Genomic DNA, 26,424 nt, shown 5'->3' on the forward strand with positions numbered 1-26,424 from the left:
CACATTTGTAACTCAAAGGCGAGTTCATCAGCAAAAATCGGTTGACTCACACCAGCCGTCAACTCTCTGAACGATATTTCGCAAATTACTACTCCTTATCTCCGTTCATTATATATACATATTAAGCTTATTTTATATAAATTTGTCGGGATATGCAAGTTTGCCTTCTCAAATTAGGAGTCCAAGTTTGGGGACAGTCCCCAATATTATTACTTGTTATACTATTTATCGCTAAAAACCTTTGATTTTAGTTGTTTATTCTATTTTGGGGACAGTCCCCAAAAAGAATAAAAAAAGACTCGCAAACGATTGTAAGCTTTAATATTTGTCATATTGGGGACTGTCCCCAATATGAGTCCCCAATGAAAAACTTCACTGAACCGTATACCCTCCGTCCAACACAACAGCTTGACCTGTGACGCCTTTTGCCTTTTCGCTTGCTAAGAAGATTGCATAGTCTGCAATTTCTCGTACTTCTAGTAATCTTTTTTGTGGAATAAGTGGGTACAATACTTTTTCTAATACGCTTTCTAGTGAGACATTCCTTGTCTTAGCGATATCTTCTAGTTGATTTCGAACGAGGGGTGTATCAACATAGCCAGGGCATAGCGCATTTACTGTAATTCCGTGCTCAGCCCCTTCTAATGACGCTACCTTTGTTAATCCAATTACCCCATGTTTTGCACTATTATAAGCTGCTTTTCCTGCAAAACCAATTAATCCATTGATCGATGCAATGTTTATTACCCTTCCATATTGTTGGTTTTTCATAATTGGAAATACATGCTTAGTTGCGATAAAAGGTGCAACCAGCATTACTTTCATGAGTAATTCAAATTTTTCTGTTGGAAAATCCTCAATATGTGCCACATATTGTATACCTGCGTTATTTATTAACGTGTCAATTCTTCCATATTCAGCCTCAGTTTTTTTTACAGCATCAATGATTTCTTGTTCCTTGGTAACATCACACTTTAATCCAATTGCATCAAATCCAGCATCTTTTAATCTCTTTGAACTTTGTAATACTTGATCACCATGTAAGTCTGTTAAAACAACCTTTGCACCTTCCATCGCGAAAGCTTTTGCAAGTTCAAAACCAATTCCTCCCGCAGCACCTGTTAACAGTACAACTTGTGCTTGAACCACATACATCAACCTCCGTTCTTAAATCCCTAGTCCGAATGAAAATAGTATTATTGCGATAGCCAATCCGATTAATGGAACAATAACAGTTAATGCAGCAACAGGGTTATAGGCTTCCTTATGGGATTCTCCACAGATTCCACGTATCGTTGTTACGACATAACCATTATGAGGTAAGGAATCCAATGCACCGGAAGAAATTGCCACAACACGGTGCAATGCCTCAGGGTTTACACCCATATCTATATAATGTGGTGCAATTAGTGGTAGCGCTATTGCTTGACCTCCTGATGCTGATCCTGTCATCCCGGCAATTACACTTACAGCAATTGCTCCTCCAATAAGCGGACTGCCTGGAATACTTGTCATCGCATTAACAGCTATTTCAAATGCCGGAACAGCTTTTGCAACTCCACCAAATCCAACAACAGCTGCTGTATTCCCAAGTGCTATTAGTGCACCAAGCGTTCCTTCAGATACAGCATCCCAAAATGATTTAAAATAGTTACGGTTTAATAAATAAGCTGTAATGACGCCTCCAAGTAAAGCAATGATTAAGGCAGATTGCTGTAGTGAATCATGGAATATAAACGAAATGATTAAGACAACCAAAAGTGGGATTAGCCCAGTTAGCGGGTGAGGAAGTGCCTTATCCTTATTAACTGGATCATTATCACGAGAAACAAATTTTTCTCCACTTGCAACAGCTTTTGTAATCATTCTTCTTAACCACCAATATCCAAAAACCATCATAAATACAGCGACAATTAAACTAACTTCCCAACCAGCATATGGAGACGTACTTAAATATTCTATCGGAATCCAGTTTTGAATTTCAGGAGAACCAGCAGAGGTCATTGTAAATGTTACTGATCCAAACGCTAATGCTGCAGGAATAAACCGTCGCGGTAGATTTGCTTGCCTAAACAAACTAACAGCCATTGGGTAAACAGAGAATGCTACGACAAATAAACTAACACCACCATAGGTTAATACAGCACAGGCAATTACGATGGCAAGGACTGCTCTTTTCATTCCAAGCTTTTCAACAATCCATTTTGATACACTATCGGCAGCACCACTATCTTCCATAACTTTTCCAAAAATCGCACCTAATAAGAACATTAAGTACCAAGAAGCAATAAAGCCTGAAAATCCAGTCATATAGTTACCTACAAGGTTTGCTTCACCCTCTCCAACTAGCTGTGGAAATAGTGGCAAACCGCTGAAAATAGCAACAAATAATGCACAAAGCGGACCAGCTACTAATAAGTTCATACCTTTCATCGTTAAATAAATTAATAGAGCTAAACCACCAACTAATCCGATCATACTTAACATCATTTATCCCCCTTTGTTTGACTGATAGTGATGCTCCTCCTTTCCTCTTCACAACTATATAAAGCAAGTTTTATGCCAACATAGGAGTGCCTGAAGGAAGTTACTAAAATGTTCAATTCTTGAATTATTCATTCCGGTTTTTTGGAATTTTTAGAGTCTCCTAACTTGTCCATTCGAATATATGTCGTTAAGATCAACAAAAAAAAACAGTCCATCATTATGGACTGCATTCCGATTTTTCGGACACCATTAGCCTAGCTCATATTTCTGGACCTTTTCATACATACTCGATTTACTAATCCCTAATGCTTTTGCTGCTTTTCTCTTATCTCCGTCAAATTTATTTATTGTTGCTATAAGAATATTTTTTTCTGCTTCATTTACCATTTCTTTTAGAGAAGCTTGTTGATAGTGAAATACAGCAGGCTTTTTAATATAATCCGGAATGGCATCCAACGTAATCACATCTGTCTTTGCAAGATGAATTGCAGCCTCTATAATATTTTCTAGTTCACGTATATTCCCTTGCCAATGATAGTGATGTAAGGTTTCCATTACACCTTCCTGAATCATTGAAATTCGTTTTCCAGTTCTAGTTGAAACTTTTTTTAAAAAGTACCTCACAAGTATTTCTAGATCCTCCATCCGTTCACGTAAAGGAGGAATGAACAATGGAATAACACTAATTCGGTAATAAAGATCATTTCGGAATTCATTCTTTTCCATAAGTGCCTCAAGTGGTCGATTTGTTGCGGTAATCACTCTTACATCTAATGAAAAAGATTTTGTAGATCCTACCGGTTCTACTTCTTTTTCCTGCAGCACCCGAAGTAGCTTAACCTGCATTTGTAGACTCATGTCGCCAATTTCATCGAGAAAAATCGTCCCACCATCTGCCTGCTGAAATTTGCCTTTTTTTCCACCCTTTTTCGCACCAGTAAATGCACCATCTTCATAACCAAACAATTCAGATTCAAGAAGCTGCTCTGGAATGGCACCACAGTTCACCTTAATAAAAGGCTTTTCACTTCGGTGACTAAGAAGATGAATGCTATGTGCAAACAACTCTTTACCAGTTCCACTTTCCCCTCTAATTAACACTGAACTATCCGTTGCAGCGATTATTTTAACTTTGTCCTTTAGTTCCGTCATGACTCGGGAATTTGATTGAATATCATTTAATGTATACTTCGCACCTGTGATTTCTTGCTTTTCAAGGAATGATTGAATTGATGATAAATGATGGCGTACATGGGAATTCATCTCATGCCATTCCTTTGTATCGCGAAACATAACTGTCCCAAAAGCCCCAACCACCTTATTGTCAGCAAAAATTGGAATTCGATTTGCGATCATATAATTCCCTTTAATGTATTGAAGATCTGCGATTTCCTCCTCCCCACTCTGCACAACAATATGCATTCTCGTGTTTTCAATTACTTCAGTAACATGTCTTCCAATTACAGCTTCTCTAGTAACCTCGCAAAAACGGCAATAGTTATCATTCATGTAAATAATTTTTCCATTAGCATCAACAATAACGATCCAAACGTAAGCGTTTTCAATAACTGTCTCAAAAATCTCCTTAGCATACGGAAAACGTTGATTTAACATATTACCTTCCCCTAGCAATCGTTTTTTTTATCGTATCATAAAACTTTTCACTAAAATAGAGGGACAGTCTATACTGGGGACAGTCCCTCATTATGGTGTGGGGACTGTCCCCAGTATAGCAGTACTCCATTAACTTAGCACAATTCGTTTGTTTGGGGACAGTCCCCCACTATTGATTGGGGACTGTCCCCAACTCAATAGTCGCTTTAAGCCTTTTATCGTAAATCAAAGTTGTAAAAATCCCAAAGATTAACAGACTAATTATAATCATGAAAAGTAGGTTCATATTATAGTAGTCAGCAATCATCCCACCTAAGAGGGGGCCGATCATTTTACCGCCTGTTGCTGTACTGTTTACAAAACCTTGGTAAAAACCTTGTCTTCCCTTAGGAGCTAAGCCATCCGCGATCGTTGGGACTGCTGGCCAAACGAGCATTTCACCTATTGTTAGAATAACCATTGCTATTAAAAAGCCTGTAAATTGCTCTGCATATAAAGCAACAACAAAAGAAGCGATGAATAGAAAAAAACCAATGATCATTTGTTGTTTTAACGTTTTAGCAACATGCTTTACAAATTGAGAGAGTATTGGTTGAGCACAAACGATTAGAGCCCCATTCACTGTCCATAATAAACTATACTGATTTAGTGGAATATTAAGGCTTTGTGTATGTGAGGAAATAGTTGATGGCCATTGAACATATCCAACCCAGCATAATAAATAGCCTACACACAGAATAACTAAAGCTGTAAATTTTTGAGAGTTTTTCACACCAGGTTTTTGTTCTAAAATAGATGTTTGGCTTGCTTGTTTTGCATCAATATTTCGATATCCGAAGTATGCAATTAAGAAAAAGACAGCGTAAAGAGCTGCATTTGCAATAAAAATATAATGAAATGAAAATGACGCAACTAGTCCTCCTAATGATGCCCCTGCTGCTACACCTACATTTTGTGCAACGTAAATCGCATTAAATGCCTTTCTACCACCTTCAGGCCACACTGTACCTGCGAGAGCATATGTTGCAGGAAAAACAATTCCAGACCCTAAACCAATGAGAATTAGTAAATATATATAAACAGGCCATCCGTGGAAAAACACCAGTGTAATGACAGCCACTAATGTGATAACAATTCCTAATAAAATTGATTTGAATCCGCCGATTTTATCAAATAATACACCACCAACAAGATTACCAATAACACTAGCTGCAGCATTGAGCATTAGTACTACTCCTGCTACGGTTAATGATTTGCCTAGAAGTTCATGAATATAGATCGTATTAAGTGGCCATAAAAATGATGACCCTGTCACATTGATCATCATTCCAATGAAGAGCAACCAAAGAGAACGTGGCATTTTCATCCTCCTAAAAAGATTATTGTAAATAAAAAAAATCACAGACAACTCAATCTATGAGAATATGTATCTGCTTAAATTTTTTATTGTTCCTCAGAGAATTTTATCCGCTTTTTCTTTGCTTTGCAATGAAGAAAGTGGTCGTTTTCTAATGTTGTAATAATATGAATTTACCGACTTTTTGATCAATGAAATTCTATTCATCCAATAGCATGTACATGAGTATATCGTCTACATACTTACCACCAATATAAAATTCATGAATCAATCTACCTTGTTCGATAAATCCACACTTTTTATAAAACTGGATTGCCCCTTCATTTGTCGCTAATACACGTAAAGATAGTTTATTTATCCCCTTTTCCTTTGCTGCTATTTTCCCCTTTTCTAAAAGTTGTTTACCTATTCCTTTCCCTTGAAATTTTTCATCTACCGCAATATCAAGTTCTAGTACATGTTGATTTGTTTCAAGAGGGGTTGGAGGATGGTATCCTAAATATCCCACAACATCGCCATCAACAAGCGCTACGATTTGACTACCTTCAGGATTTCGTTTTGCAAATTCCTGAATCGATTCCCAAGCAATTATCGCTGGTGTTGTCTCTGCACTCCAAATACGATGATCTAACTCAATAAGTTTCCCAAAATCTTGTTTCTTTGATAAGCGAATCTCAAATTCCATTAATCATACACCTCACTATAATTTAATGTGATCTCGTACCATGAAAAAGTTGACTACCAATTTAGCAGCCAACCTTTTTTATCCCCTATAGTTCTCTTCTAAGAGCCGATAATACATTAATATTAGTTGCTTTTACAGCTGGACGTAAGCCTGAAATCATTGCAACTCCTATACTAATTCCTGCTGAGATCAGAACTAGACTTAGCGGTATATAAGAAAAAGTAAAGTCCATTACTGCTTCTTCACCCATGGTAGAATTTAATATGATTGGTAACAGCATGTTTGCTGCAAAGCTTATTGCGTAGGAAATAACAACACCTATGATAGACCCAACAATACCAATATACGCACTTTCCATTAAAAATAACCGACGAATAATCCCTGGTTGCGCGCCTAATGCCTTCATAATACCTATTTCTTGTGTTCGTTCCGTTACAGCCATCGTCATTGTATTAAAAATCCCTATTGATGAAATAATGATAGCGATCGTACCGACAAAGATCAAACCTGCTTTAAAAACGTTAAAAAACAAGTTTACACTGTCTAATTCCTCTGTTATTGAATAGACCATATAGCCTTTATCTTTTAAATCATCTGTTACTTGTGCTACATGTTCAAGGCTTGATGCATAGACTAATACTTCATTATAAGGTATATCAGAACTTATACCTTCCTCATCAATACTTGCAAATGACAATATCTCTTCTTTTAATGCTTCATCAATATAAATGTTTTGGTCTGTTACCCAATCCTTCGCAGGTTCACCAACAACACCGGCTACTTTGAAGGTAAAGGACTTAGTTTCTTCCTTGCCGTCAACATCCTTCAAAATTGTCATCGTAATTTCTTTTCCAACTAGTTCACCTTCATATCCAGTTGGTGCTTCTACTGGACCATCAGCGGTTTCCAACTCTTTTTGATATTTTTCATTCTCATCTTCAGTCAATAAACTTTGTGCAAAGTGATACCCAACAATAACCTCATTTTCTGATTTTGGAACCGCTCCAGTTTCAAGAGTAAGATTAGCTTTTAGCTCTGCATCCATATTTGTGATCGTTGGACGTACATCTGCCTTACGATCATCAAGTGATGCTTCTACAGGTATATCAATATAATTCCTTCGTACGACTGCAGTAACATTGTCTGTTTCTTCTAATTCTTCAAGGTTTCCCTTTTTAATTTGTTCTAGGCTTCCATCATTCTCTTTTCCCTGTACACTTACTTCAGTTATAATCTGCTGAGATTTGATTTCTTCCGTAATACTTTTTTGTATGCCGAATCCTACAGATGCTAATACAATTAAAAATGCACAGGCCATTGTTGTCGCTAATATTGTCATAAACACACGCAAACGATTTTTCTTCATATTTTTTCTCATAAATTTCAACTGATCTTTAAACTTCAACGAAAGCACCTCCTTTTGACAACACTCCATCTTGTAAATGGAACTGATGATTGCTGATTTTTGCTACTTCATCATCGTGTGTAATAATGAAAAACGTAATTCCCTGTTCTTCATTTAATTGTTTAATCAAATCTAAAATTTCCTTCTCTGTTTCAGAATCCAAACTTCCTGTAGGTTCATCTGCTAAAATAATACTTGGCTTTGTAATTAGTGCTCGGGCAATACTTACACGTTGTTGCTGCCCACCTGATAGCTCATTTGGATAATGTTCCGCATGATTGTGCAGTCCAACACTCTCTAAAAGCTCCATCACTTGTTTTTTTCGTTCAGCTTGGTCAATTCCTTTTAATGTCAGTGGCAGTTCTACATTTTCAAATGTCGTTAGACTTGGGATTAATTGAAAGCTTTGAAAAATAAATCCAAAATGATCTAACCGAAACTTAGCCCAATTTTTTTCATTATAGGATGTTACATTTGTATCTTTAATAATAATCTCACCTGCAGTTGGTGAAATATATCCTGAGATTAAGTTCAGTAAAGTAGACTTTCCTGAACCACTTCTGCCGACAATTGAAGCAATTTCCCCCTTGTTAATTTTCAAGGAAATATTTTTTAAAACGGGTATTTCATTCTCAACTCCTTTTTTTCCTACTTTAAAAGAATGACTTAAATTTTTAACTTCTATCATGATTTCTCCTCCTAAACTCTATTTAAATTTCATTTTTCTTTTTATAAATCACAAAATAGCTCACGATAAATCCAATGAAAGCTCCGGCTGCTGCACCAACAAAGTAGCCAACCATGCTATGATCAAATGTTGATAAGTACCCGAATGAACTAAAACCAAGAATCCCCAACAAAATAACAAAGACCTGGATTGGTCTTTCCATCCATTTCCATACAAAAAATGACCCATTCCGTTCAAAGGGATGCTTGATAAAGGCGAATAACCCAAGGATAAAAAAGAAAACAGCTTCTATAAAAGGAGGATAAACTTCTTTGATCGGAAAGCTATCATACTTAAAAAAAACATAGGTAATCGGCGTTAAATTGTAAGCACTCAAAAATTGTTCATTGCTGAATAGAAAGTCTGGCTCTGTTAAAACCTCTAGTTGCACTCCGATTAAGCCAATAAATAAAAGTGGTAAAATCCCAACTGTAATCGTTACAAGTCCTTGGGCAAATGGAGATCCTGTAATTGCTCCAGCTGAAAATGTCATAGTGTAAAACAACAGCAGGGATCCAATTAAAAACCAAAAATAGTTCTCAAAATTAACAGTTGGAATCCCAGCAAGCTTAATGATCAATCCAGTTAAACCGAATGAAATAAACCAGCTTATTAAAATACTACCAAAACCAACCATCCACTTAGATATATAAATACTTGCCCTCGAGAAAGGCATGGCCAAGTTAAATTCCAATGTTCCGTTGTTTCGTTCAACACCGATTTGAACTATCCCTAATGTCACAACAAAAACAATAAATATAAAAGTTGGATCACTATATTCAAAATTAATAGTAAACATGTTGGACTCTAATGCTTCTTCAAAGTTCCGATATTCCAAATATTGAGTCCACACCCTAATTGGTATCATAAAACTTATTGCTAAAATGGATAATAAAAGCTGCACCCAATACTGCCTTATTTCTTTTCTGATTAATTCCCCAACTACCATCTCCGCTTCCCTCCAAACTTCGCAATAAATACTTCCTCAAGATTTGCAGGAAGTTCATTCCAGATTTTTGGTTTAAGCGCTCTTAGCCACTCAAGGCTCTTCTCATCATCTCGCTTCGCGATCACGGTGTAAAAGACACCTGATACCTCTAATATCGGGATTCCTTTTTCGCGAATTTTCAAATGAACATCCTCTTCAAAAGCTAATTGGATTTTTGCATAATCTTCTTTCAAACCTTCAACATCTAACACATTTGATAAATTCTTCTCCTCCAAAAAGGCAATTCGATTACATATGCGTTCAATATCTTCTAACCGGTGTGAAGTAATTAAAATCGTTGTATCATGATTTGCCACCTCATCAATCATTAACTGCATTAAGTCATGGCGTGTTACAGCATCAATTCCATCTGTTGGTTCATCGAGCATTATAACTGCTGGGCGAACTGCAAATGCTAGGATAAGTGCCATTTGTTTTTTTAAACCTGTTGATAAATCTCTGTATTTCTTCGTTTCTGGTAACCCATAACGATTGACTAACTCATTTGCATACGTTACATCAAATTCAGGATAAATATTTCGCATGATCCTAACTAATTGTTTATATGTGTAACGATCATAAAAGAGAGTTTGCACAGGCATATAGATAACTTTTCTTTTTACAAGCGGGTGCTTTGATATTGATACATTTTCAAACAGAATATCACCTTCATCAGCTTGAATAATCGTCTGAATACACCTAAGTAAAGTTGTTTTACCTGAACCATTGCGACCAAGTAATCCAAAGATTTCACCTGGCTCTAATTTTAGATTAATATCTTTTAGAAGCTCGATACCATCAAGACTTTTCGTCAGATTTTTTATTTCTAGCATGGGCTTCTCCTCCCACTTCCTTCTTAATTTCATCTATCCAATCATGAATATGGTTAAAGTCAATTCCAGCATAAAATGCATCAATAATTAGAGGCTTAAGTTGCTCTTTAATCATTTCCATCTTCCCTTCATCAAGTGTTTCTCTAGCATTTTCTGACACAAATGTTCCTCGTCCTCGAAGTGTTTCAATGATTCCTTGCCGTTCAAGCTCCTTATAAGCCTTACTAACCGTATTTGGATTAGCAATAATCATTGTCGATAATTCACGGACAGATGGAAGCTTGTCACCAGACTTCAATAACCCTTTAAAACATAGCTCCTTCATTTGCTGAATGATTTGTTCATAAATGGGAGTAGAACTTCTCGGATCAATTTGGATCAATTGCTTCTCCCTCTTTCTTTGAATTCTCTATACTATTTGTATTACGTGTATCATATCAACTAATACACTTAATACAATATTATTTATTCTTTCATATGTCAACTAAAAATAAAAAAGGACCTACTGAGGTCCTTTTTTGGCATTTCCTAAACAAAGTTACTCATTTTCGGTTCTTTGTTTTGATTTGATTGGCTGCCCTTTTTTTGCATTTTTCGCTTTAGTTTCAATAACGGGATCAAAGTCTTGACCAAGTTCAAGGTCATTGCTATTTACACCGTTTTTCGTTTTTTGCTCAGGATTGTTTTGTTTAGATCGTTTTTTCATATTGATCCCCCTAATGATGTCTGATAATCATCTCATTTTGTAACTGTTGAAGCTGGAGTCTCATTCGATAAAGTTGATCCTGCTGTTGATCATTCGCACTTAGTGATAAATGATTAATATCATTCACTGCATTTTCGAGCCCTTGAAGAGCTTTTGTATATTCTGTTTGATTATAATGCTCTTGCTGAGAACCAGTTTTATATTGTTCGCGTGCATATTCTATTGCTTCCGTACAGCGTTGTAGATATTCGTCAACTGATTGTCTTGTTGCCATCTATATCTCTCCTCCAAACGATATGAAGTCAATTAAAGCTTCATCAGTTTTTATTGTTTACAAGCATGAGCAAAAACTTGACTTAAAATTATTGGTAAGTAATAAAGAGAACTGTCATTATCATGGTGATCATGTTAAAATTTTCTGATGAAAGAAAAGCGTAAGCGAACGTTAGCTCGTATGAACTAAGAACACACTGTATATAAAAAACATGATGAGCACGAGCCTCCGATGTAGACTTAGGGTAAAAGGAGTGTGCCTCTGCTTTGTGCAAGACCAACTAATTACAATAACTTTCAAACGTTTAATTACTCTATAGGAGGTATCTAAATTTGAATCAGACTAATCCATTTTCGTTTGCATCTGACGATAAACGTTACCATACATGGAATTATCATTTACGGAATACATTTGGGCACAAAGTATTTAAAGTTGCCTTAGATGGTGGATTTGATTGCCCAAATCGTGACGGCACTGTTGCACATGGAGGTTGTACGTTTTGTAGTGCAGCAGGATCTGGAGATTTTGCTGGAAATAGAGCAGATGACCTTGTTACACAATTCAATGCGATAAAAATGAAAATGCATGAGAAATGGAAAGACGGAAAATATATGGCTTACTTTCAAGCATATACAAATACTCATGCGCCAGTTGAAGAATTAAGAGAGAAATATGAATCCGTACTTGGCTTAAACGGTGTTGTTGGTTTATCAATTGCTACACGTCCTGATTGCCTTCCAGATGATGTTGTCGAGTATTTAGCTGAATTAAATAAGCGGACATATTTATGGGTTGAGCTCGGCTTACAAACCGTACATGAACGAACTGCGATGCTCATCAATCGGGCACATGATTTTAATTGCTATGTAGAAGGAGTAAATAAATTACGAAAGCATGGAATTAGAGTTTGCTCACATATTATAAATGGTTTACCTTTAGAAAATCACGAAATGATGATGAAAACAGCAAAAGCAGTTGCTGATTTAGATGTTCAAGGTATTAAAATTCACCTGTTACATTTATTAAAAGGGACACCATTGGTGAAACAGTATGAAAAAGGAAAGCTAGACTTTATGTCCCAAGATGAGTACGTAAATCTTGTCTGTGATCAATTAGAAATTATTCCACCTGAATTGATCGTCCATCGAATTACCGGTGATGGACCAATTGATTTAATGATCGGTCCGATGTGGAGTGTTAATAAGTGGAATGTTTTAAATTCAATTGATGCTGAATTAAAAAGACGTAATAGCTATCAAGGAAAATTTCACAATAAAGAAGAGGTAACATTTTCATGAAGCTTCAAAGAATTTTACCCTTTGCTAAACAGCTTCTCCAAACAGTTGTACAAAGAGGCGATACAGTCGTAGATGCAACAATCGGAAATGGGCATGACACTGTTTTTTTAGCAAAATTAGTCGGTGATGAAGGACATGTTTTTGGTTTTGATATTCAAGAGGAAGCAGTATTAAATACAACAGCACGCTTAAAATCAGAGCAATTAAGGAAATGTGTAACCATTGTACAAAAAGGGCATCAGCATATTAAATCAACTGTACCAGTTGAGCGACATGGATCGATCTCTGGTGCAATCTTTAATCTTGGATACCTTCCAGGTGGAGATAAAACAATTGTAACGTTACCAACAACAACCATTTCGGCAATTGAACAACTTTTGGAAATTATGAAACCTGAAGGCATTATCGTCATCGTAATCTATCACGGGCATGAAGAGGGTCAAGTTGAGCGGGATGAATTAATGAATTATGTAAAAACAATTGATCCAGGTGTTGCTCATGTTTTACAGTATCAATTTATTAACAAGAAAAATAATCCTCCGTATATTATCGCAATTGAAAAATGTTAACATTAATGAAGCACCTTCTTAATCGAAAGTGCTATTTTTTGTTCTGCAAAAAATGATTTTGGGCACTAGATGAGACTAGTTATATTTCTTTTGACACATGGGAGAACTTTTCAACCAGATTCTTAGGTATTAAGCCACTTTATATTGATTTCTATCCCTGTTAGACTGAATCTGTTAAAAATATCCCTAGAGGTGATAAGAATGAAAAAGCTCTACCCACTATTCGTTTTATTACTGTTAGTCGGAACATTTGGACAAACTGTTGAGGCAAATTCACCAAAAGAGATTGCAACAGAAAAGAAATTTAACGTTACGAAATTAGACGTCGATGAATATTTTCAGGATATCAATGGTACTTTTATTTTACGTGATGTCCAGAATGGAAAAACCTTTGTTTATAATAAAGAACGAGCCAACATGAAGCAAACCCCTGAATCCACATTTAAGATCGCTAACGCATTAATTGGTTTGCAAACTGGCGCCGTAAAGGATGAATATGATATTAAATACTGGGATGGTATTGAAAGAGAATTCGAATCTTGGAATCAAGACCACACCCTCGGTTCTGCAATGAGGGATTCAGTTATTTGGTATTACCAAGCAATGGCACGTGATATTGGCGAACAACAAATGCATGAGTGGCTTCAAAAAATATCATATGGCAATCAGAATATTAAGGGTGGAATTGATCAATTTTGGCTAGACAGCTCCCTGAAAATCACGCCGATGGAACAAATGAGTTTTATGGAGAATTTATACATCGAAGACCTTCCTTTTGATAAACCAGTTATGAAAACAGTGAAGCGCATGATCATTCAGGAGGAAGGAGACTTTTATACCTTATACGGAAAGACTGGTACAAGACTTTCTGACTTAAGCTTAGGCTGGTTCGTAGGGTTTATTAAAACTGAGGATCGTGACTATGTATTTGTTACAAATCTAGAAGGTACTGGTTCTGAAGCGAAAACAATAACTTTAAATATTTTTAAAAAATATAACTTATTGACTGAATAAATAAAGCGGCACCAGAGGTTAATTTCTCTGGTGCCTAATAATTTGGAGGATTTTCACCTCTTTATGAACTTTTCTTCCAAGAAAGCTTTTGAATCGTACGGTAAGCTCTTCCATTAAAGTAAAAGAAGAAGGAAGTCGCTCCACCTAATTTAATTAAGCGTCTTGCTAGTTTATTAAGTTCTTTATGTGATGCTACCTTATCATCGGATAAATAAACACCCAATAAACCTCGATTGATGAGCTTATGGAAGTTTTCATGAGGAATACCTGTTAAGTGATGATCAGCCTTTTCAACAAAATGCTCTAACCTATTCATCATGACTGTCTCCGATGCATAATAGCTACAAAAATTCAGATCTCCACCAATTTTGTCTTCTTCTTGATCAATTAAATAATCAAGTAATATATGAAGGCCCTGTACGTATGGAAAATAGCTGTCCCTAATTTGAATAGCTTGTTTTTCCTCAAAACTTTCTTGAAAAGCATATGCTACTAAACAAAAAATCCCGAGAGTTGACCCAGTACACGCAGAAAACTCATACCACTCCATGTCAGGTAAGTTGGGCTTATGTCGTTCAAACCAATCCTCAAGCCTTGGTACGCGTTCTTCCTTTTTCACATGTTTATGAACCTGCAAATCACAATAATAACTAGACAGCTCTAGTAAATGACTTGAAATAATTGGGTAATTCTCTAAATCTGATAGCACATTTTGACACGTTTGAACAAGCCTATGTAAATAACCACCATCATCTTGATCTTCCCGAAATTGATAATATTCCTTACAGGGGGTCCCAACAGTAAGAGCATCCAACATTGATTGATGTAGCATGCGAAAATCTACTGGATCTAAAGAGGTACTTCGATCACATAAATTATCTAAATAATCACTTATTGTTTGATAAGCAACAATAAATTCAATACATTGTTGTTTATGTGGTCCAGAAATGATTGCTAAAATCCCGCCACCTTCACAATGAAACTCCTTTTTATTAATGCTGCTAACTGCTTGGCTTCTTAGCTCTTTATTAGGAATTTTTTCTGCTTGCTCTCTCCAGTGCTTTATATAAAAATGAACAATTGGAAAAACTTCTCTATATACTTTTGTCATTAACCTTATTGGATGCTGTGGAACTGTCAAAGGAGTTGTCACCTCTTGCATAAATTTTATATGTATAGTGGATGGCTGTTCAATTAAGCCTCTTCTAATTAACTATATCACTTTGCTTCAGAACAATGTGCGTCAAAAAAGCGCTGCGCTGCTTCAAATACTTGATCACGTTCTGGCTCACTAAAAATCTCGTGGTAAAAGCCTTTCCATTCCTTATATGATTTTTCCATCAAGTCAACCTTGTTAAACCATTCTTTAACAAGGGACTTATCAACGATTTTATCTTCTCCTCCTTGCATTAGCAACAAAGGAACGTCCTGAAATTTTTTCACTTGTTTTTGTGCTTCTTCCATTGCCTTTATTAATTCACGATACCATCTAACCGAAACCTTTGTCACATATAATGAATCATTCTCATCAGTATCTTGAACTGCTTTATTTCTAGTCGCCAATGCAACACTTAAGTTTGATTCGACTTTAAACGAAGGAGCTATAATATTTAGACCCTTCGAGGCAAGTTCTAACGCTTTATTTGGTTTGTATACAATACCTAAACAAGGAGACGACAAGATCACAGCCTTTACATCATGATGTTTCTCTTGAAGTGCACGAATAACAATAAGCCCTCCCATGCTATGACCAAGTAAAAATAATGGCAATCCGAATTTTTTAGCTTCTTTGATCCAGGAATTAACCTCAATAATATATTCATCAAATGACTGAATATGTCCTCTTCTTCTTGTTGTTGTTCCTTGTCCCGGTAAATCCCCCATGACGACATGATATCCTGATAATTTCCACATTTCTACCAGCCATTTATACCTACCATGATGTTCTGCAGCTCCATGAACAATTACAATTACTCCCTTTGGCTGGTCAACCTCAGATTCCCATTTCCACATGATTGCTGCCTCTCCCTTCAAATACCATAAGGTCTAATAAATCTTTGATATAATAATAATGCTAAAATACATATTCTTTCCATAAGAAAGGGATGAAAAAAATGATTTATCCTTACAAAGACAAAATACCAAAAATAGCTGAATCAGCTTTTATTGCTGATTATGTAACCATTACTGGAGATGTGATAGTTGGTGATGAGACTAGTATCTGGTTTCAAACAGTTATCCGCGGAGATGTTGCGCCAACAATTATCGGGAACAAAGTTAATATTCAAGATCTTTGTTGCCTACACCAAAGTCCAAATAACCCACTAATACTAGAAGATGAAGTAACTGTTGGACATAGTGTGGTCCTACACAGTTCAATTATTCGTAAAAAGGCATTAATAGGTATGGGTTCAATTATTTTAGATCAAGCAGAAATTGGTGAGGGTGCATTTATTGGTGCAGGTAGTCTTGTTCCACCCGGAAAAAAAATCCCACCCAACTCCCTCGCCCTAGGTAGACCTGCAAAGGTGGTTAGAACCTTAAATTCTGATGATATAAAAGACATGGAACGTATTCGTCGTGAATATGTTGAAAAAGGGCAGTATTATAAATCATTACAACAAACAACCTAGGCTAAGGTAAAAAAACTAAATAAAATGGAACATTAAGCCCAATGAAACATAATTTATTAATAATTAGGAATCGGCATGCTGTCGATTCCCAAGCAATCCTATCTTATCTGGTATCACCCTAATCAAGAAATATACTTCATTTGATCAATAATATTCCTCGAAAAAACTCACCTTATCAGTCTTACAATTATCTAATTCTTAACTAGTAGTAAAACCTCCACCATAATATTTGGGGAGAAGCAAAGAAGACAGATAAAAATAACTTCCCGTATAACAAGTCACGCTTTATATATACATTCTCTCTTTCCTCAACCGTACGAGCGATATTTTCTAATTATAAACCGCTATGACACTATTCTATTTAATTTGTATAGAATTCATTAAAAAATTGAAAACTTTGTGAAGGAAATTTTTACAATTTCTTATTATTAACTAAATATTTCTCACTTAAAATAATATAAAAGGAGTAAATAAAGGAGCGTTCTAAAAAATGAAAACAAAGCTTATAACTAACATGTATGATTTTGAATGCAAGTTGTTTCGAAGTGTGAATCGTCACTTCGATCAAAAGATCCTTAATTTTTATTTCCGTACTATTACACATCTTGGAGGGGCGATTGTAACAATTGCTGTAAGTCTTTTTCTTGTCATTTTCACAAGAGGTCTTATTCAAGCAACTGGCATAGCAAGTGCTTTTTCACTGCTCATTAGTCATTTACCAGTTGCTCTTGTGAAAAGGCTGTATCCACGTAAACGGCCGTATCTTGCCCTTTTAGAAACAAAAGTAGCTGCTAATCCTTTAGAGGATCATTCTTTTCCATCAGGTCATACTACAGCCATTTTTTCAGTCATCATTCCTTTTATTTTATTTATGCCACAGCTAGCACTCATCCTAATACCGCTTGCAATAAGTGTAGGATTTTCAAGAATGTATTTAGGTTTGCATTACCCATCGGATGTTTTAGCAGGATGCCTACTTGGAAGTTCATCAGGAATATTAAGCTATATCTTATTGAGTGAAGATTTTTACTCTAAGATAAATATTTTTTAAAAATATAGCACCTTTCATTTATTTGTAACTGGGGGGATTCGATGAGAATAGCTATTTTCACAGACACTTTTGCACCTGATGTTAACGGGGTTGCCCGTACATTAAAACGATTCACAGATCATCTTGAAGCAAACGGGTATGAATATAGAGTATTTGCACCTATTAGTACAAATGAAAATCGATTTTCCAGTCATATACATCGTTTCGCAAGTTTGCCATTTTTTTTATACCCTGAATGCAGATTAGCTTTACCAAACATGCTTCAAGTAAAGGCTGAGCTACAACGATTTAAGCCAGACCTTATTCATGTAGCAACACCTTTTAATATAGGACTATGCGGCTTGCATTATGCCAAGAAATTGAACATACCAATTGTAGGATCCTATCACACTGATTTCGATCAGTACCTAGAATATTATGATCTTCAATTTCTCTCTAAGTTTTTATGGAAGTATATGCATTGGTTCCATAAACCACTACGTAAAATATTTGTTCCTTCTAATGAAACGATGGAGCAATTAAAACGAAAGGGATTTTCAAATATACGTATTTGGGGAAGGGGCGTTGATTGTAGCCTATTTCATCCGAACTATTCCAATCAACGAATTCGTGAGCAGTATGGCATTAAAGAAAAATACATTCTCTCTTACGTAGGACGTCTTGCTCCTGAAAAGGATATTGAAACCCTTATGAAAATTTGTTTACAGCTACCAGGTGAAATAAGAAAACAAATTCATTGGATAATCGTTGGAGATGGGCCTTCTAAAGAAGACATGGTAAAGGCAGCTCCTGAAAATATGACTTTTGCTGGTTTCTTAAATGGCGAAAGTCTTGCAGAAATTTATGCTAGCTCTAACCTATTTATTTTTCCATCTCCTACAGAAACATTTGGAAATGTTGTTTTAGAGGCATTAGCTACTGGTACACCTGTCATCGGAGCAAATTCGGGTGGAGTTAAAAATATTATTAACCAAGAAGTAACAGGCTATCTATGTGAGCCAAAAAATGTAGAGCAATTTAACCAAGCAATTATTCATCTATTAGAAAATCATGCATTACGTCAAAAAATGGGGGAAACTGCTCGTAAATATGCATTATCACAAACCTGGGATCAAATATTTGATGGTTTATTAAAGGAATATGAAGAATCACTCCTTGAGAATAATCATATTCGATATGCATAATGCAAGAATTCATTAGGTTTAACTGCTTTAGATGCAGCTAAACCTTTTTAATTGCTTGATTACATATCAAAAAGCAGTGAGATTTCAGTTAAGAAATCCACTGCTTAATTAGGATTTTTATTCTACCATATATTTTTTAAGTGAATTATTTAAGTTTTCACTTAATGCAATTAATTTTTCTGATGAATGATTAATGGTCACTACCGCATTCACTTGTTCATCAACAGACGCTGTTATCTCCTCAGTTGACGCTGCAGTTTCTTCTGCAACTGCAGATATATTTTGTATCGAATCTAAAATGATATAACTATGATCTGAAACAGTTTCAATTTCTTTATTTAGCTTTGATATTCCTTCAATAATTTTTGAGATAGATGAAGAAATTTCATTAAATTCATTTTCTGATGCTAAAACACTTTGATTTAAGCCACTTGAAATCTCTGTTGTTTGAGACATCACAAGCACGGTTGCTTCTGTTTCCTTTTCTATATTTTGAATCATCGTTTGGATTTGAGATGTAGCCTTATTTGTTTCTTCTGCAAGCTTTCTAACCTCTTCCGCTACGACGGCAAATCCTTTTCCATGTTCTCCAGCTCTTGCAGCTTCAATACTAGCATTTAAAGCCAATAGATTTGTCTGTTTTGAAATATTATCAATCGTTGTCACAATTCCGGAAATTTGATGGACACTTTGATAAAGGGTCGTTATTCCTAAACTGATTTGATCTAACATGTTAGCATTCTCTTTATTGGAAACTTGCAAGCCAATCATACTATCCTTACCTGCTTGAACAGCATTTACACAACCCTCTGTTAATTGGATTATAGCATTGCTTCCTTCTGTCATGTTGGTGAGATTTGCTTGTAAATCACTTGCTTTTTGGCTTGTGGATTCAATATCAGAAGCCTGTGAAACTGATCCTTTTGAAATTTCATTTAGGGCATTTCCAATTTCTTCACTAGTTGTTGTTGTTTGCTCTGATAAAGCTGAGAGCTCATATGATGAAGTGGAAATGGAATAACTTGTGTCCTTCAAATCGTGAACTAATGCTCGAAAGTCATCATTTATCTTATTTAATAATAGTGCAAGTAAACCGAATTCATCTTTTCCCTCTTTTAAAGGGTTTAGAAACAAACGACCAGCTGAAATTTCAGATGAAGCAATCAGGATCTGATTTAATACTTTTAACTTTCTATGAATGAAAAAATAAAACACAGACAAGCAAACGATCGTAATAACAGCTGGTATTCCTAACAAACTCCAAAATAACCCTTGCGATTCTTGAATTTGTCCAAAAGTATTTTTCACAAAAATATAGCTAAGAAGTCCAATCGTACTTGTAAGTACTACTGCTAAAATCGCAAGACAAATTTGAAATTTAACTGAAATCCTTTCATAAAACTTCATCTCTTTTTTCATTTTGTAGCCCCCACAGTTTTATGTCTTTACCTATTACATCGGATATGAGGGTACAAATGTTAACTTCTTTACTCATAAAAATCAAAATAAAATTAGTAAATGCAGAAAAATTAGTTAATAGGCCCTTTAGCCTTTTAACTAATTTTCGTTTATAATTCAAATTCCCATTCTTCTTGCAAAAGCAAATAGAGAATAAATAACGTGTTTTCTACATTAAACACTTACCCAATATTTTACTAATGAGACGACAGGTGGATGTAAATTGTTTCAAACTATTTCAAATATCGATAAAATTCGTGTTTAATCTTACGACAAAAAGAGGTCCACCCCCTTATTGAACTTCAACTGAAGTCTCAATATGGTCATGAACCTCTCCTTTTTCAACATGAACTACTATCTTATATATCCCAGTTTCTTCAAATTGATAGGAAGATGTGTACGTCCCTTTTGTCGATGCTTCTTCTGCATCAATATACTTATGTTGTTCTTCTCCATCCTTCCAAATTTCAAATCTCACCGTCGCATCTGGAAATGGTTGTTCACCCTCTTGAATTGTTGTTGATAACTGCTCCTCTTCATTTACCTTAAAATCAGATAATTCGTCTACAGTTATCGTTACACTACTATGATGGTGCCCCGCTTCTGTTTGTTCATGATGCTCGTGCTCATTCTCGCTTTCTTTTTCATCATTCTTTTCTGTAATCGTAGCTGTTGAGCCTTCTCCTACCTGAATATCTAATGATGGCATCGTATGATAACTTTCTACATTTGTATGTGCGGTTATTTTGAATGTACCATCTTCCTTAAATTGATAATTAATTCCATATGTACCTGTTTCAATAAGTTTTGCTTCAATTTTTTCTGAAACATCACCAAGTTTTATCTCAAACGTTACCTCTGCATCGTCCACTAGATCATCACCATAATATACTTTTGCAGCGATTGGTACTTCTTCGTTTTTATTAACATGTTTACTAGCAATTATTTCAACCTTTGGTGCTTTTACTTCCTCTTCAGAAGCGACTTGATGTTCTTGATGATTTGCTGATTCTTGACAGCCGCTTAAAACTAAAGAAAGGAAAATGAAGGAGCAAGTGATTATCCCTTGTTTCATATTGTATAACCTCCAAATCGTCACTCATACTATGATATAACATAACTATCATAATTAGATACGTTTTCTTTGATGCTTCAATATTTATTCACATATAGAAGAAAAAATATTCACTTATTAAGTCTTATACACTGATATAGAAAAGGGTCTGATGCAAAATACATCAGACCCTTTTCTTCTTTTATAAATTATTGATTTAACGCTTCTTTACTTAACGCTTCAGCTTTGTCTGTGCTTTCCCATGGAAGATCTAGATCATTACGACCGAAATGTCCATACGCAGCAGTTTGCTTATATATCGGACGACGTAGATTAAGCATTTTTATAATACCCGCTGGACGTAGATCAAAGTTGTTACGTACAACAGCTACTAAAACTTCTTCCGATACTTTTCCAGTTCCAAATGTATCAACTGAAATCGATACCGGTTGTGCAACACCAATTGCATATGCTAATTGAACTTCACATTTATCAGCTAATCCAGAAGCAACAATATTTTTCGCTACATAACGAGCAGCATAAGCGGCAGAACGGTCAACTTTTGTCGCATCCTTACCAGAGAATGCACCACCACCGTGACGTGCATAACCACCGTACGTATCAACGATAATTTTACGTCCAGTTAAACCAGCATCTCCTTGAGGTCCCCCAATGACGAAGCGACCTGTTGGATTAATGAAATACTTTGTATTTTCATCAATTAATTCTGCAGGGACAACTGGGTTAATAACATGCTCTTTTAGGTTACGCTGAATTTGTTCTAATGAAATTTCTGGGTGATGCTGAGTGGAAATAACGATCGTATCAATACGAACTGGTTTATCATTTTCATCATATTCTACCGTAACTTGTGTTTTACCGTCTGGACGTAAGTAAGGAAGTATATCCTCTTTACGTACTTCTGTTAAACGACGTGAAAGTTTGTGAGCTAATGAAATTGGAAGTGGCATTAATTCCTTTGTTTCATTACATGCAAATCCAAACATTAATCCTTGGTCTCCAGCACCGATTGCATCAATTTCTTCATCAGACATTAGGCCTTCACGAGCTTCAAGTGCTTGGTCAACACCCATAGCGATATCGGCTGATTGCTCATCAATTGAAGTAAGAACTGCACAAGTTTCTGCATCAAAGCCATATTTAGCTCGTGTATAGCCAATACCTTTAATTGTTTCACGAACAATTTTTGGGATATCAACGTATGTAGTTGTTGTAATTTCCCCAGCAACTAAAACTAATCCTGTCGTAACAGACGTTTCACACGCTACACGTGCATTTGGATCTTTTTCAATAATTGCATCAAGGATTGAATCTGAAATTTGGTCACAAATCTTATCTGGATGGCCTTCTGTTACAGACTCAGAAGTAAATAAACGTTTTTTAGTCATGTTAAAGTTTTCCTCCTCATACTCATGTTCAAATTGATCCGGAACTCTTCCTTTTACCTAAAAGAATCACGCTGGCATGTTTTGTGAACAGAATTATTATGTACCTCTACCACATGCTTGTCCTGGTAAAACTCTAATGAAGAAGATACGCTTATTTTCTGTTATCAAAAAAACCTTTCCCTAAATGAGGAAAGGTTTGTTATCGTTCATAGCCTTTCGCTCTTATCGATCAAGGGCTTTCGCCTTGCATCAGGTTAGCACCTTTGCGTCGGAAAATGTCATTTGGGCATAATCGCCGCTTTCCTTTGATAGCAGGTTGCTGGGTTTCATAGGGCCTGTCCCTCCACCAGCTCGGGATAAGAGAATCCGTTCAAGGACATATCATAGCGCACTGGGGTAATGGTGTCAACAAAAAACAGCAAGTTATCAGAGATTATTTCCTATTAATTTTCATGATTAATCTATTCATTAGTGTTACCCATTTTGTTGACATATTATTAAGTTTCTTTTTGAAGTATAAAAATTGCTTTCTAAACTTTTTTTCAAAAAACACACACGATTAGTATGTTCAATTAAATATAATGTGTTATACTATTTAAAACTAAGTCAGAATTTTGTAATATATCTTTCTACGTTAATTTTTCGAAAAGGATGGTAATGGGGATGAATATTGTGGAGATGACAAATGAATTAGCAGAGTTGTTAAAAGGGGATAATGCAAGACATAATTTATCAGTTGCTCAACTTGTGGAAAAAGTACTTAAACGCAAGGAAGGGATTTTAACCTCAACTGGTGCAATCCGAGCGACTACTGGAGCATATACTGGTAGGTCTCCACAAGATAAATTTATCGTGAAAGAAAGTTCTATCGAAAATAAAATTGATTGGGGCATTGTTAATCAACCTATTTTAGAGGCTGACTTTGATAAGCTTTATAGTAAAATGATCAACTACTTAAAGGAACGAGAAGAATTATACATTTTCAATGGTTTTGCCGGTGCAGATAAACGCTATCAGTTGCCTCTTCAAGTCATAAATGAATATGCTTGGCATAATTTATTCGCACAGCAGCTTTTTATAAAAGACAATGAAAAATCGATTACAAATGAGAAGCCTTTTACTATTCTTTGTGCACCACACTTTAAAGCTGATCCTGCTGTTGATGGTACAAATTCTGAAACATTTATCATTATTTCATTTGAGAAAAGAACAATTTTAATCGGTGGGACAGAATACGCTGGTGAAATGAAAAAATCTGTCTTTTCAGTTATGAACTTTTTGTTACCAGAAAACAATATTCTTTCAATGCATTGCTCAGCAAATGTTGGTTTTGAAGGTGATGTTGCTTTATTTTTCGGTTTATCTGGAACTGGAAAAACAACTTTGTCTGCTGATCCTAACAGACGATTAATCGGTGACGATGAGCATGGCTGGTCTACTTCAGGCATCTTTAATATTGAAGGCGGTTGCTATGCGAAATGTATTAATTTATCGGAAGAAAAAGAGCCCCAAATTTTTAATGCCATTCGCTATGGTGCCGTTTTAGAAAACGTTGTTGTTGATAATGAAACTCGTGAAGCTGATTATGATAATTCCTTTTTCACTGAGAATACAAGGGCTGCATATTCGTTAGATGCTATTGATAAGGTTATTACACCTAGTATAGCGGGACATCCACAAGCAATTGTTTTTTTAACTGCAGATGCATTTGGGGTTCTTCCTCCAATTAGCAAGTTAACTAGAGAACAAGCAATGTACCATTTCTTGAGCGGCTATACTAGTAAGCTTGCAGGAACTGAGCGAGGAATTACCGCTCCTGAGGCAACCTTTTCAACTTGCTTCGGTTCACCATTCCTACCATTACAAGCCACTCGCTATGCGAACATGCTTGGACAAAAAATTGATGAACATGAAGTTCAAGTATTTTTAGTTAATACAGGCTGGACCGGTGGTGAATATGGCGTAGGGAATCGAATAAAGTTACAATATACAAGAGCAATGGTTCAAGCTGCAATTGAAGGAGATCTTGATCATATTGAGACGGTAACTGATGAAGTATTTGGTCTCAACATTCCAATACACGTTCCAGGTGTTCCGGATGATAAACTTCAGCCACATCTTACTTGGAGTTCTAAGGAAGCTTATGAAAAGAAAGCAAAAGAGCTAGCATCACAGTTTAAGAAAAACTTTGAAAAATTTGCACATGTTTCCCCTGAAATCCAACAATTTGGTGGACCTATAGGTTAAAAGAATTGGAGGCTGACTCAAAAGCTAATGAGTCAGCCTCCCTTTTATTTAAAGAGATATTAAACTGATAATTGATAACTTAAGTTATATTTCAACATAATAATTTTATCCTAACCTGCAAACAAAAATTCATGATATTGTAATTTTTCCAATTTCACTTCAGGATTAATTTAGGCTCTTTCCTAAAAATAGTAGTTTTTAAATAAAAACTATTTCAGGTTGATTGGAACACTATAAAACAAATAAACCAGGTAAAAAAGCAAATTACTTTTTCACCTGGTTTATCTTTTGTTTTATTAATTCGTTGAATTAAGGGCAACTAACCGATATGTTACAACTGTTTTATTTTCATGAAGCTGAAGTTTTTCTACAATAGCCTCACCAGCAATTTCTCCATCCTTCGTTTTTCTAACCTCTATCGGAATATCGATCGGATATATTCTATATCCTTCTTTCGTTAAAAGAAATATATTTTCTTCCATTCGTTGTTCTTTACCTTTTGTTACAATCATTGTATTGAATTCAACAGGCATTCCCAAAAGAAAACCTCCTTATTGGTACATTTCATTTTATTTTATTTTACCACCTTGTCCTGACAAGAAAAACTAATTTATTGTTTTTTCATCCAGGAACATAGTCTATGTAGTGTTTCACGGTTTATTTTAGGAGGAAAATAATGAGTAAATCCCTTAAAGTACCAGCTTTCAACTTGTTTATTTAATTCCTTTAATCTTTTTTCAAGCCTGTATGCATGCTCAACTGAGACATTTTTATCCTTAACTCCGTGTATAATTAATACAGGTGGATTCATGTTTTCTAATTCGTACAAAGGTGTTCTCCACATATATCGATTCGGGAATTTTGTAGGTGTACCACCAATAACTCTTTTCATCATTCGACGTAAATCCTCACGCTCAACATATGTTAAAAACATATCAGAGACTCCACCCCATGTAACAACAGAACGCACATCTTCAGCTAAAATACCAGTTAATAATGCCATAACACCACCTCTTGAAAATCCAAAAACATGGATACGATGTGAATGCACATTTGGATGCCTTTTTAAAAGTTCGATTGCTGAGATGGCATCATAACGATCATCTCCAGCAAAGTCTTCATTCCCTTCACCACCTTGATTACCTCGGTAAAATGGTGCCATAACGATAAAACCTTCTGAGGCAAACTGAATTATTCGTCCTACCCTTACCATACCAACATTTTTAATCCCACCTCGCAAATATAGAAATCCATCATAGCACCCAGGGGTATTAGGCTCTGCCAAAAGTCCTTTTACTTTTAAATGATTTGAAAGATAGGTCACCACCCAAAGTCGAATGTTTGGATTTGGAGATGGATATTTTACCTTACTAAGTATTTCACCATTCATCTACTGTTCACTCTTTCTCTCGCAAATTCATCGATATTTAA

The 26,424-nt window shown here is 35.6% G+C and carries 26 protein-coding genes, 1 riboswitch and 1 other annotated feature (1 of these 28 only partly in view); of the genes, 7 read left to right on the forward strand and 19 right to left on the reverse strand.

Annotated elements, in window-relative coordinates; all coding sequences use genetic code 11:
• Positions 1–111 (reverse strand) — a binding site (T-box leader) (it extends 117 nt beyond the left edge of the window).
• Between the two features lie 261 nt (positions 112–372).
• The 12 genes from HUW50_RS02665 to HUW50_RS02720 all read right to left on the reverse strand — a co-directional run bounded on the left by HUW50_RS02665 (position 373) and on the right by HUW50_RS02720 (position 11,076).
• Complete coding sequence (locus HUW50_RS02665) at positions 373–1,149, reverse strand: 3-hydroxybutyrate dehydrogenase (protein WP_066326464.1); 777 nt, start codon at positions 1,147–1,149, stop codon at positions 373–375.
• Positions 1,150–1,167: 18 nt separating this feature from the next.
• Positions 1,168–2,487 (reverse strand): GntP family permease, encoded by a 1,320-nt coding sequence (locus tag HUW50_RS02670; protein WP_066326458.1) that lies wholly within the window; start codon positions 2,485–2,487, stop codon positions 1,168–1,170.
• 249 nt (positions 2,488–2,736) lie between these two features.
• Positions 2,737–4,101, reverse strand: coding sequence for a sigma-54 interaction domain-containing protein (locus HUW50_RS02675; RefSeq protein WP_185653668.1), 1,365 nt, complete (start codon positions 4,099–4,101; stop codon positions 2,737–2,739).
• A gap of 169 nt (positions 4,102–4,270) precedes the next feature.
• Entirely contained in the window at positions 4,271–5,461 is a 1,191-nt protein-coding gene (locus HUW50_RS02680; protein ID WP_185653669.1) for an MDR family MFS transporter, read from the reverse strand.
• Positions 5,462–5,657: 196 nt separating this feature from the next.
• Positions 5,658–6,143 (reverse strand): GNAT family N-acetyltransferase, encoded by a 486-nt coding sequence (locus HUW50_RS02685; protein WP_185653670.1) that lies wholly within the window; start codon positions 6,141–6,143, stop codon positions 5,658–5,660.
• An 85-nt stretch (positions 6,144–6,228) separates the two neighbouring features.
• Positions 6,229–7,548 (reverse strand): ABC transporter permease, encoded by a 1,320-nt coding sequence (locus HUW50_RS02690; protein ID WP_185653671.1) that lies wholly within the window; start codon positions 7,546–7,548, stop codon positions 6,229–6,231.
• Positions 7,538–8,236 (reverse strand): ABC transporter ATP-binding protein, encoded by a 699-nt coding sequence (locus tag HUW50_RS02695; protein ID WP_066326449.1) that lies wholly within the window; start codon positions 8,234–8,236, stop codon positions 7,538–7,540. The genes HUW50_RS02690 and HUW50_RS02695 overlap by 11 nt, the downstream gene beginning before the upstream one ends.
• A gap of 22 nt (positions 8,237–8,258) precedes the next feature.
• Entirely contained in the window at positions 8,259–9,224 is a 966-nt protein-coding gene (locus HUW50_RS02700; RefSeq protein WP_066326447.1) for an ABC transporter permease, read from the reverse strand.
• On the reverse strand, positions 9,218–10,096 hold the full coding sequence (locus HUW50_RS02705) for an ABC transporter ATP-binding protein (RefSeq protein ID WP_185653672.1): 879 nt from the start codon (positions 10,094–10,096) through the stop codon (positions 9,218–9,220). Before HUW50_RS02705 ends, HUW50_RS02700 begins: the two co-directional genes overlap by 7 nt.
• Positions 10,062–10,478 carry a GntR family transcriptional regulator gene (locus HUW50_RS02710; protein WP_185653673.1) on the reverse strand — a complete coding sequence of 139 codons (417 nt, stop codon included), beginning with the start codon at positions 10,476–10,478 and terminating at the stop codon, positions 10,062–10,064. Before HUW50_RS02710 ends, HUW50_RS02705 begins: the two co-directional genes overlap by 35 nt.
• A 156-nt stretch (positions 10,479–10,634) precedes the next feature.
• Positions 10,635–10,802, reverse strand: coding sequence for a glycogen biosynthesis protein GlgD (locus HUW50_RS02715; protein WP_066326437.1), 168 nt, complete (start codon positions 10,800–10,802; stop codon positions 10,635–10,637).
• 10 nt (positions 10,803–10,812) lie between these two features.
• Positions 10,813–11,076: a YtzC family protein gene (locus HUW50_RS02720; protein ID WP_066326435.1), complete on the reverse strand. Its 264-nt coding sequence runs from the start codon at positions 11,074–11,076 to the stop codon at positions 10,813–10,815.
• A gap of 332 nt (positions 11,077–11,408) precedes the next feature.
• On the opposite strand from HUW50_RS02720, the gene HUW50_RS02725 reads away from it, so the two are divergent.
• The 3 genes from HUW50_RS02725 (at position 11,409) to blaOXA (ending at position 13,957) form a co-directional block, all read left to right on the forward strand.
• A complete protein-coding gene (locus HUW50_RS02725; protein ID WP_185653674.1) occupies positions 11,409–12,374 on the forward strand; it encodes a tRNA modification radical SAM protein MnmL/YtqA in 966 nt (321 codons plus the stop codon).
• Positions 12,371–12,943: a tRNA 5-(aminomethyl)-2-thiouridylate-methyltransferase MnmM gene (locus tag HUW50_RS02730; RefSeq protein ID WP_185653675.1), complete on the forward strand. Its 573-nt coding sequence runs from the start codon at positions 12,371–12,373 to the stop codon at positions 12,941–12,943. Before HUW50_RS02725 ends, HUW50_RS02730 begins: the two co-directional genes overlap by 4 nt.
• A gap of 201 nt (positions 12,944–13,144) precedes the next feature.
• On the forward strand, positions 13,145–13,957 hold the full coding sequence (gene blaOXA / locus HUW50_RS02735; RefSeq protein ID WP_185653676.1) for a class D beta-lactamase: 813 nt from the start codon (positions 13,145–13,147) through the stop codon (positions 13,955–13,957).
• 61 nt (positions 13,958–14,018) lie between these two features.
• Here blaOXA and HUW50_RS02740 read toward each other — a convergent pair whose 3' ends face one another.
• Together HUW50_RS02740 and HUW50_RS02745 are read right to left on the reverse strand one after the other, a co-directional pair.
• Positions 14,019–15,098, reverse strand: coding sequence for a tetraprenyl-beta-curcumene synthase family protein (locus HUW50_RS02740; protein ID WP_066326423.1), 1,080 nt, complete (start codon positions 15,096–15,098; stop codon positions 14,019–14,021).
• 77 nt (positions 15,099–15,175) lie between these two features.
• The gene (locus HUW50_RS02745; protein ID WP_066326421.1) at positions 15,176–15,970 is read right to left on the reverse strand and encodes an alpha/beta hydrolase; all 795 of its coding nucleotides are present in this window, start codon (positions 15,968–15,970) and stop codon (positions 15,176–15,178) included.
• Between the two features lie 101 nt (positions 15,971–16,071).
• Between HUW50_RS02745 and HUW50_RS02750 the strand changes: the two genes are divergently transcribed.
• The 3 genes from HUW50_RS02750 to HUW50_RS02760 all read left to right on the forward strand — a co-directional run bounded on the left by HUW50_RS02750 (position 16,072) and on the right by HUW50_RS02760 (position 18,825).
• A complete protein-coding gene (locus HUW50_RS02750) occupies positions 16,072–16,590 on the forward strand; it encodes a gamma carbonic anhydrase (protein WP_066326416.1) in 519 nt (172 codons plus the stop codon).
• Between the two features lie 490 nt (positions 16,591–17,080).
• Positions 17,081–17,641 carry a phosphatase PAP2 family protein gene (locus HUW50_RS02755; RefSeq protein ID WP_066326413.1) on the forward strand — a complete coding sequence of 187 codons (561 nt, stop codon included), beginning with the start codon at positions 17,081–17,083 and terminating at the stop codon, positions 17,639–17,641.
• Between the two features lie 41 nt (positions 17,642–17,682).
• On the forward strand, positions 17,683–18,825 hold the full coding sequence (locus HUW50_RS02760; protein ID WP_185653677.1) for a glycosyltransferase family 4 protein: 1,143 nt from the start codon (positions 17,683–17,685) through the stop codon (positions 18,823–18,825).
• Positions 18,826–18,942: 117 nt separating this feature from the next.
• On the opposite strand, the gene HUW50_RS02765 is transcribed toward HUW50_RS02760, so the two are convergent.
• From HUW50_RS02765 to metK, 3 genes are all read right to left on the reverse strand, one after another.
• Positions 18,943–20,244, reverse strand: a complete 1,302-nt coding sequence (locus tag HUW50_RS02765) for a methyl-accepting chemotaxis protein (RefSeq protein ID WP_066326399.1) — start codon at positions 20,242–20,244, stop codon at positions 18,943–18,945.
• A gap of 331 nt (positions 20,245–20,575) precedes the next feature.
• A complete protein-coding gene (locus tag HUW50_RS02770) occupies positions 20,576–21,358 on the reverse strand; it encodes a FixH family protein (RefSeq protein WP_066326390.1) in 783 nt (260 codons plus the stop codon).
• Between the two features lie 188 nt (positions 21,359–21,546).
• Positions 21,547–22,746, reverse strand: a complete 1,200-nt coding sequence (gene metK / locus HUW50_RS02775) for a methionine adenosyltransferase (protein WP_066326389.1) — start codon at positions 22,744–22,746, stop codon at positions 21,547–21,549.
• 219 nt (positions 22,747–22,965) lie between these two features.
• Positions 22,966–23,109, reverse strand: a riboswitch (SAM riboswitch).
• A 300-nt stretch (positions 23,110–23,409) separates the two neighbouring features.
• On the opposite strand from metK, the gene pckA reads away from it, so the two are divergent.
• Entirely contained in the window at positions 23,410–24,993 is a 1,584-nt protein-coding gene (gene pckA, locus HUW50_RS02780) for a phosphoenolpyruvate carboxykinase (ATP) (RefSeq protein ID WP_066326388.1), read from the forward strand.
• A gap of 296 nt (positions 24,994–25,289) precedes the next feature.
• On the opposite strand, the gene HUW50_RS02785 is transcribed toward pckA, so the two are convergent.
• Together HUW50_RS02785 and HUW50_RS02790 are read right to left on the reverse strand one after the other, a co-directional pair.
• Complete coding sequence (locus HUW50_RS02785) at positions 25,290–25,532, reverse strand: DUF2584 domain-containing protein (RefSeq protein ID WP_066326386.1); 243 nt, start codon at positions 25,530–25,532, stop codon at positions 25,290–25,292.
• 71 nt (positions 25,533–25,603) lie between these two features.
• Positions 25,604–26,383 (reverse strand): alpha/beta hydrolase family protein, encoded by a 780-nt coding sequence (locus HUW50_RS02790; protein WP_066326385.1) that lies wholly within the window; start codon positions 26,381–26,383, stop codon positions 25,604–25,606.
• Positions 26,384–26,424: the final 41 nt, after the last annotated feature.

This window comes from Metabacillus sp. KUDC1714, from assembly GCF_014217835.1.
Lineage (GTDB): Bacteria > Bacillota > Bacilli > Bacillales > Bacillaceae > Metabacillus > Metabacillus rhizosphaerae.

Excerpts from the sequence above, each read along its gene's own strand:
- HUW50_RS02670 (WP_066326458.1), bottom strand. The coding sequence starts at position 2,487 with ATGTTAAGTATGATCGGATTAGTTGGTGGTTTAGCTCTATTAATTTAT.
- HUW50_RS02675 (WP_185653668.1), bottom strand. The coding sequence starts at position 4,101 with ATGTTAAATCAACGTTTTCCGTATGCTAAGGAGATTTTTGAGACAGTT.
- HUW50_RS02680 (WP_185653669.1), bottom strand. The coding sequence starts at position 5,461 with ATGCCACGTTCTCTTTGGTTGCTCTTCATTGGAATGATGATCAATGTG.
- HUW50_RS02685 (WP_185653670.1), bottom strand. The coding sequence starts at position 6,143 with ATGGAATTTGAGATTCGCTTATCAAAGAAACAAGATTTTGGGAAACTT.
- HUW50_RS02695 (WP_066326449.1), bottom strand. The coding sequence starts at position 8,236 with ATGATAGAAGTTAAAAATTTAAGTCATTCTTTTAAAGTAGGAAAAAAA.
- HUW50_RS02700 (WP_066326447.1), bottom strand. The coding sequence starts at position 9,224 with ATGGTAGTTGGGGAATTAATCAGAAAAGAAATAAGGCAGTATTGGGTG.
- HUW50_RS02705 (WP_185653672.1), bottom strand. The coding sequence starts at position 10,096 with ATGCTAGAAATAAAAAATCTGACGAAAAGTCTTGATGGTATCGAGCTT.
- HUW50_RS02715 (WP_066326437.1), bottom strand. The coding sequence starts at position 10,802 with ATGAAAAAACGATCTAAACAAAACAATCCTGAGCAAAAAACGAAAAAC.
- HUW50_RS02720 (WP_066326435.1), bottom strand. The coding sequence starts at position 11,076 with ATGGCAACAAGACAATCAGTTGACGAATATCTACAACGCTGTACGGAA.
- HUW50_RS02730 (WP_185653675.1), top strand. The coding sequence starts at position 12,371 with ATGAAGCTTCAAAGAATTTTACCCTTTGCTAAACAGCTTCTCCAAACA.
- blaOXA (WP_185653676.1), top strand. The coding sequence starts at position 13,145 with ATGAAAAAGCTCTACCCACTATTCGTTTTATTACTGTTAGTCGGAACA.
- HUW50_RS02745 (WP_066326421.1), bottom strand. The coding sequence starts at position 15,970 with ATGTGGAAATGGGAATCTGAGGTTGACCAGCCAAAGGGAGTAATTGTA.
- HUW50_RS02750 (WP_066326416.1), top strand. The coding sequence starts at position 16,072 with ATGATTTATCCTTACAAAGACAAAATACCAAAAATAGCTGAATCAGCT.
- HUW50_RS02755 (WP_066326413.1), top strand. The coding sequence starts at position 17,081 with ATGAAAACAAAGCTTATAACTAACATGTATGATTTTGAATGCAAGTTG.
- HUW50_RS02760 (WP_185653677.1), top strand. The coding sequence starts at position 17,683 with ATGAGAATAGCTATTTTCACAGACACTTTTGCACCTGATGTTAACGGG.
- HUW50_RS02765 (WP_066326399.1), bottom strand. The coding sequence starts at position 20,244 with ATGAAAAAAGAGATGAAGTTTTATGAAAGGATTTCAGTTAAATTTCAA.
- HUW50_RS02770 (WP_066326390.1), bottom strand. The coding sequence starts at position 21,358 with ATGAAACAAGGGATAATCACTTGCTCCTTCATTTTCCTTTCTTTAGTT.
- metK (WP_066326389.1), bottom strand. The coding sequence starts at position 22,746 with ATGACTAAAAAACGTTTATTTACTTCTGAGTCTGTAACAGAAGGCCAT.
- pckA (WP_066326388.1), top strand. The coding sequence starts at position 23,410 with ATGAATATTGTGGAGATGACAAATGAATTAGCAGAGTTGTTAAAAGGG.
- HUW50_RS02790 (WP_066326385.1), bottom strand. The coding sequence starts at position 26,383 with ATGAATGGTGAAATACTTAGTAAGGTAAAATATCCATCTCCAAATCCA.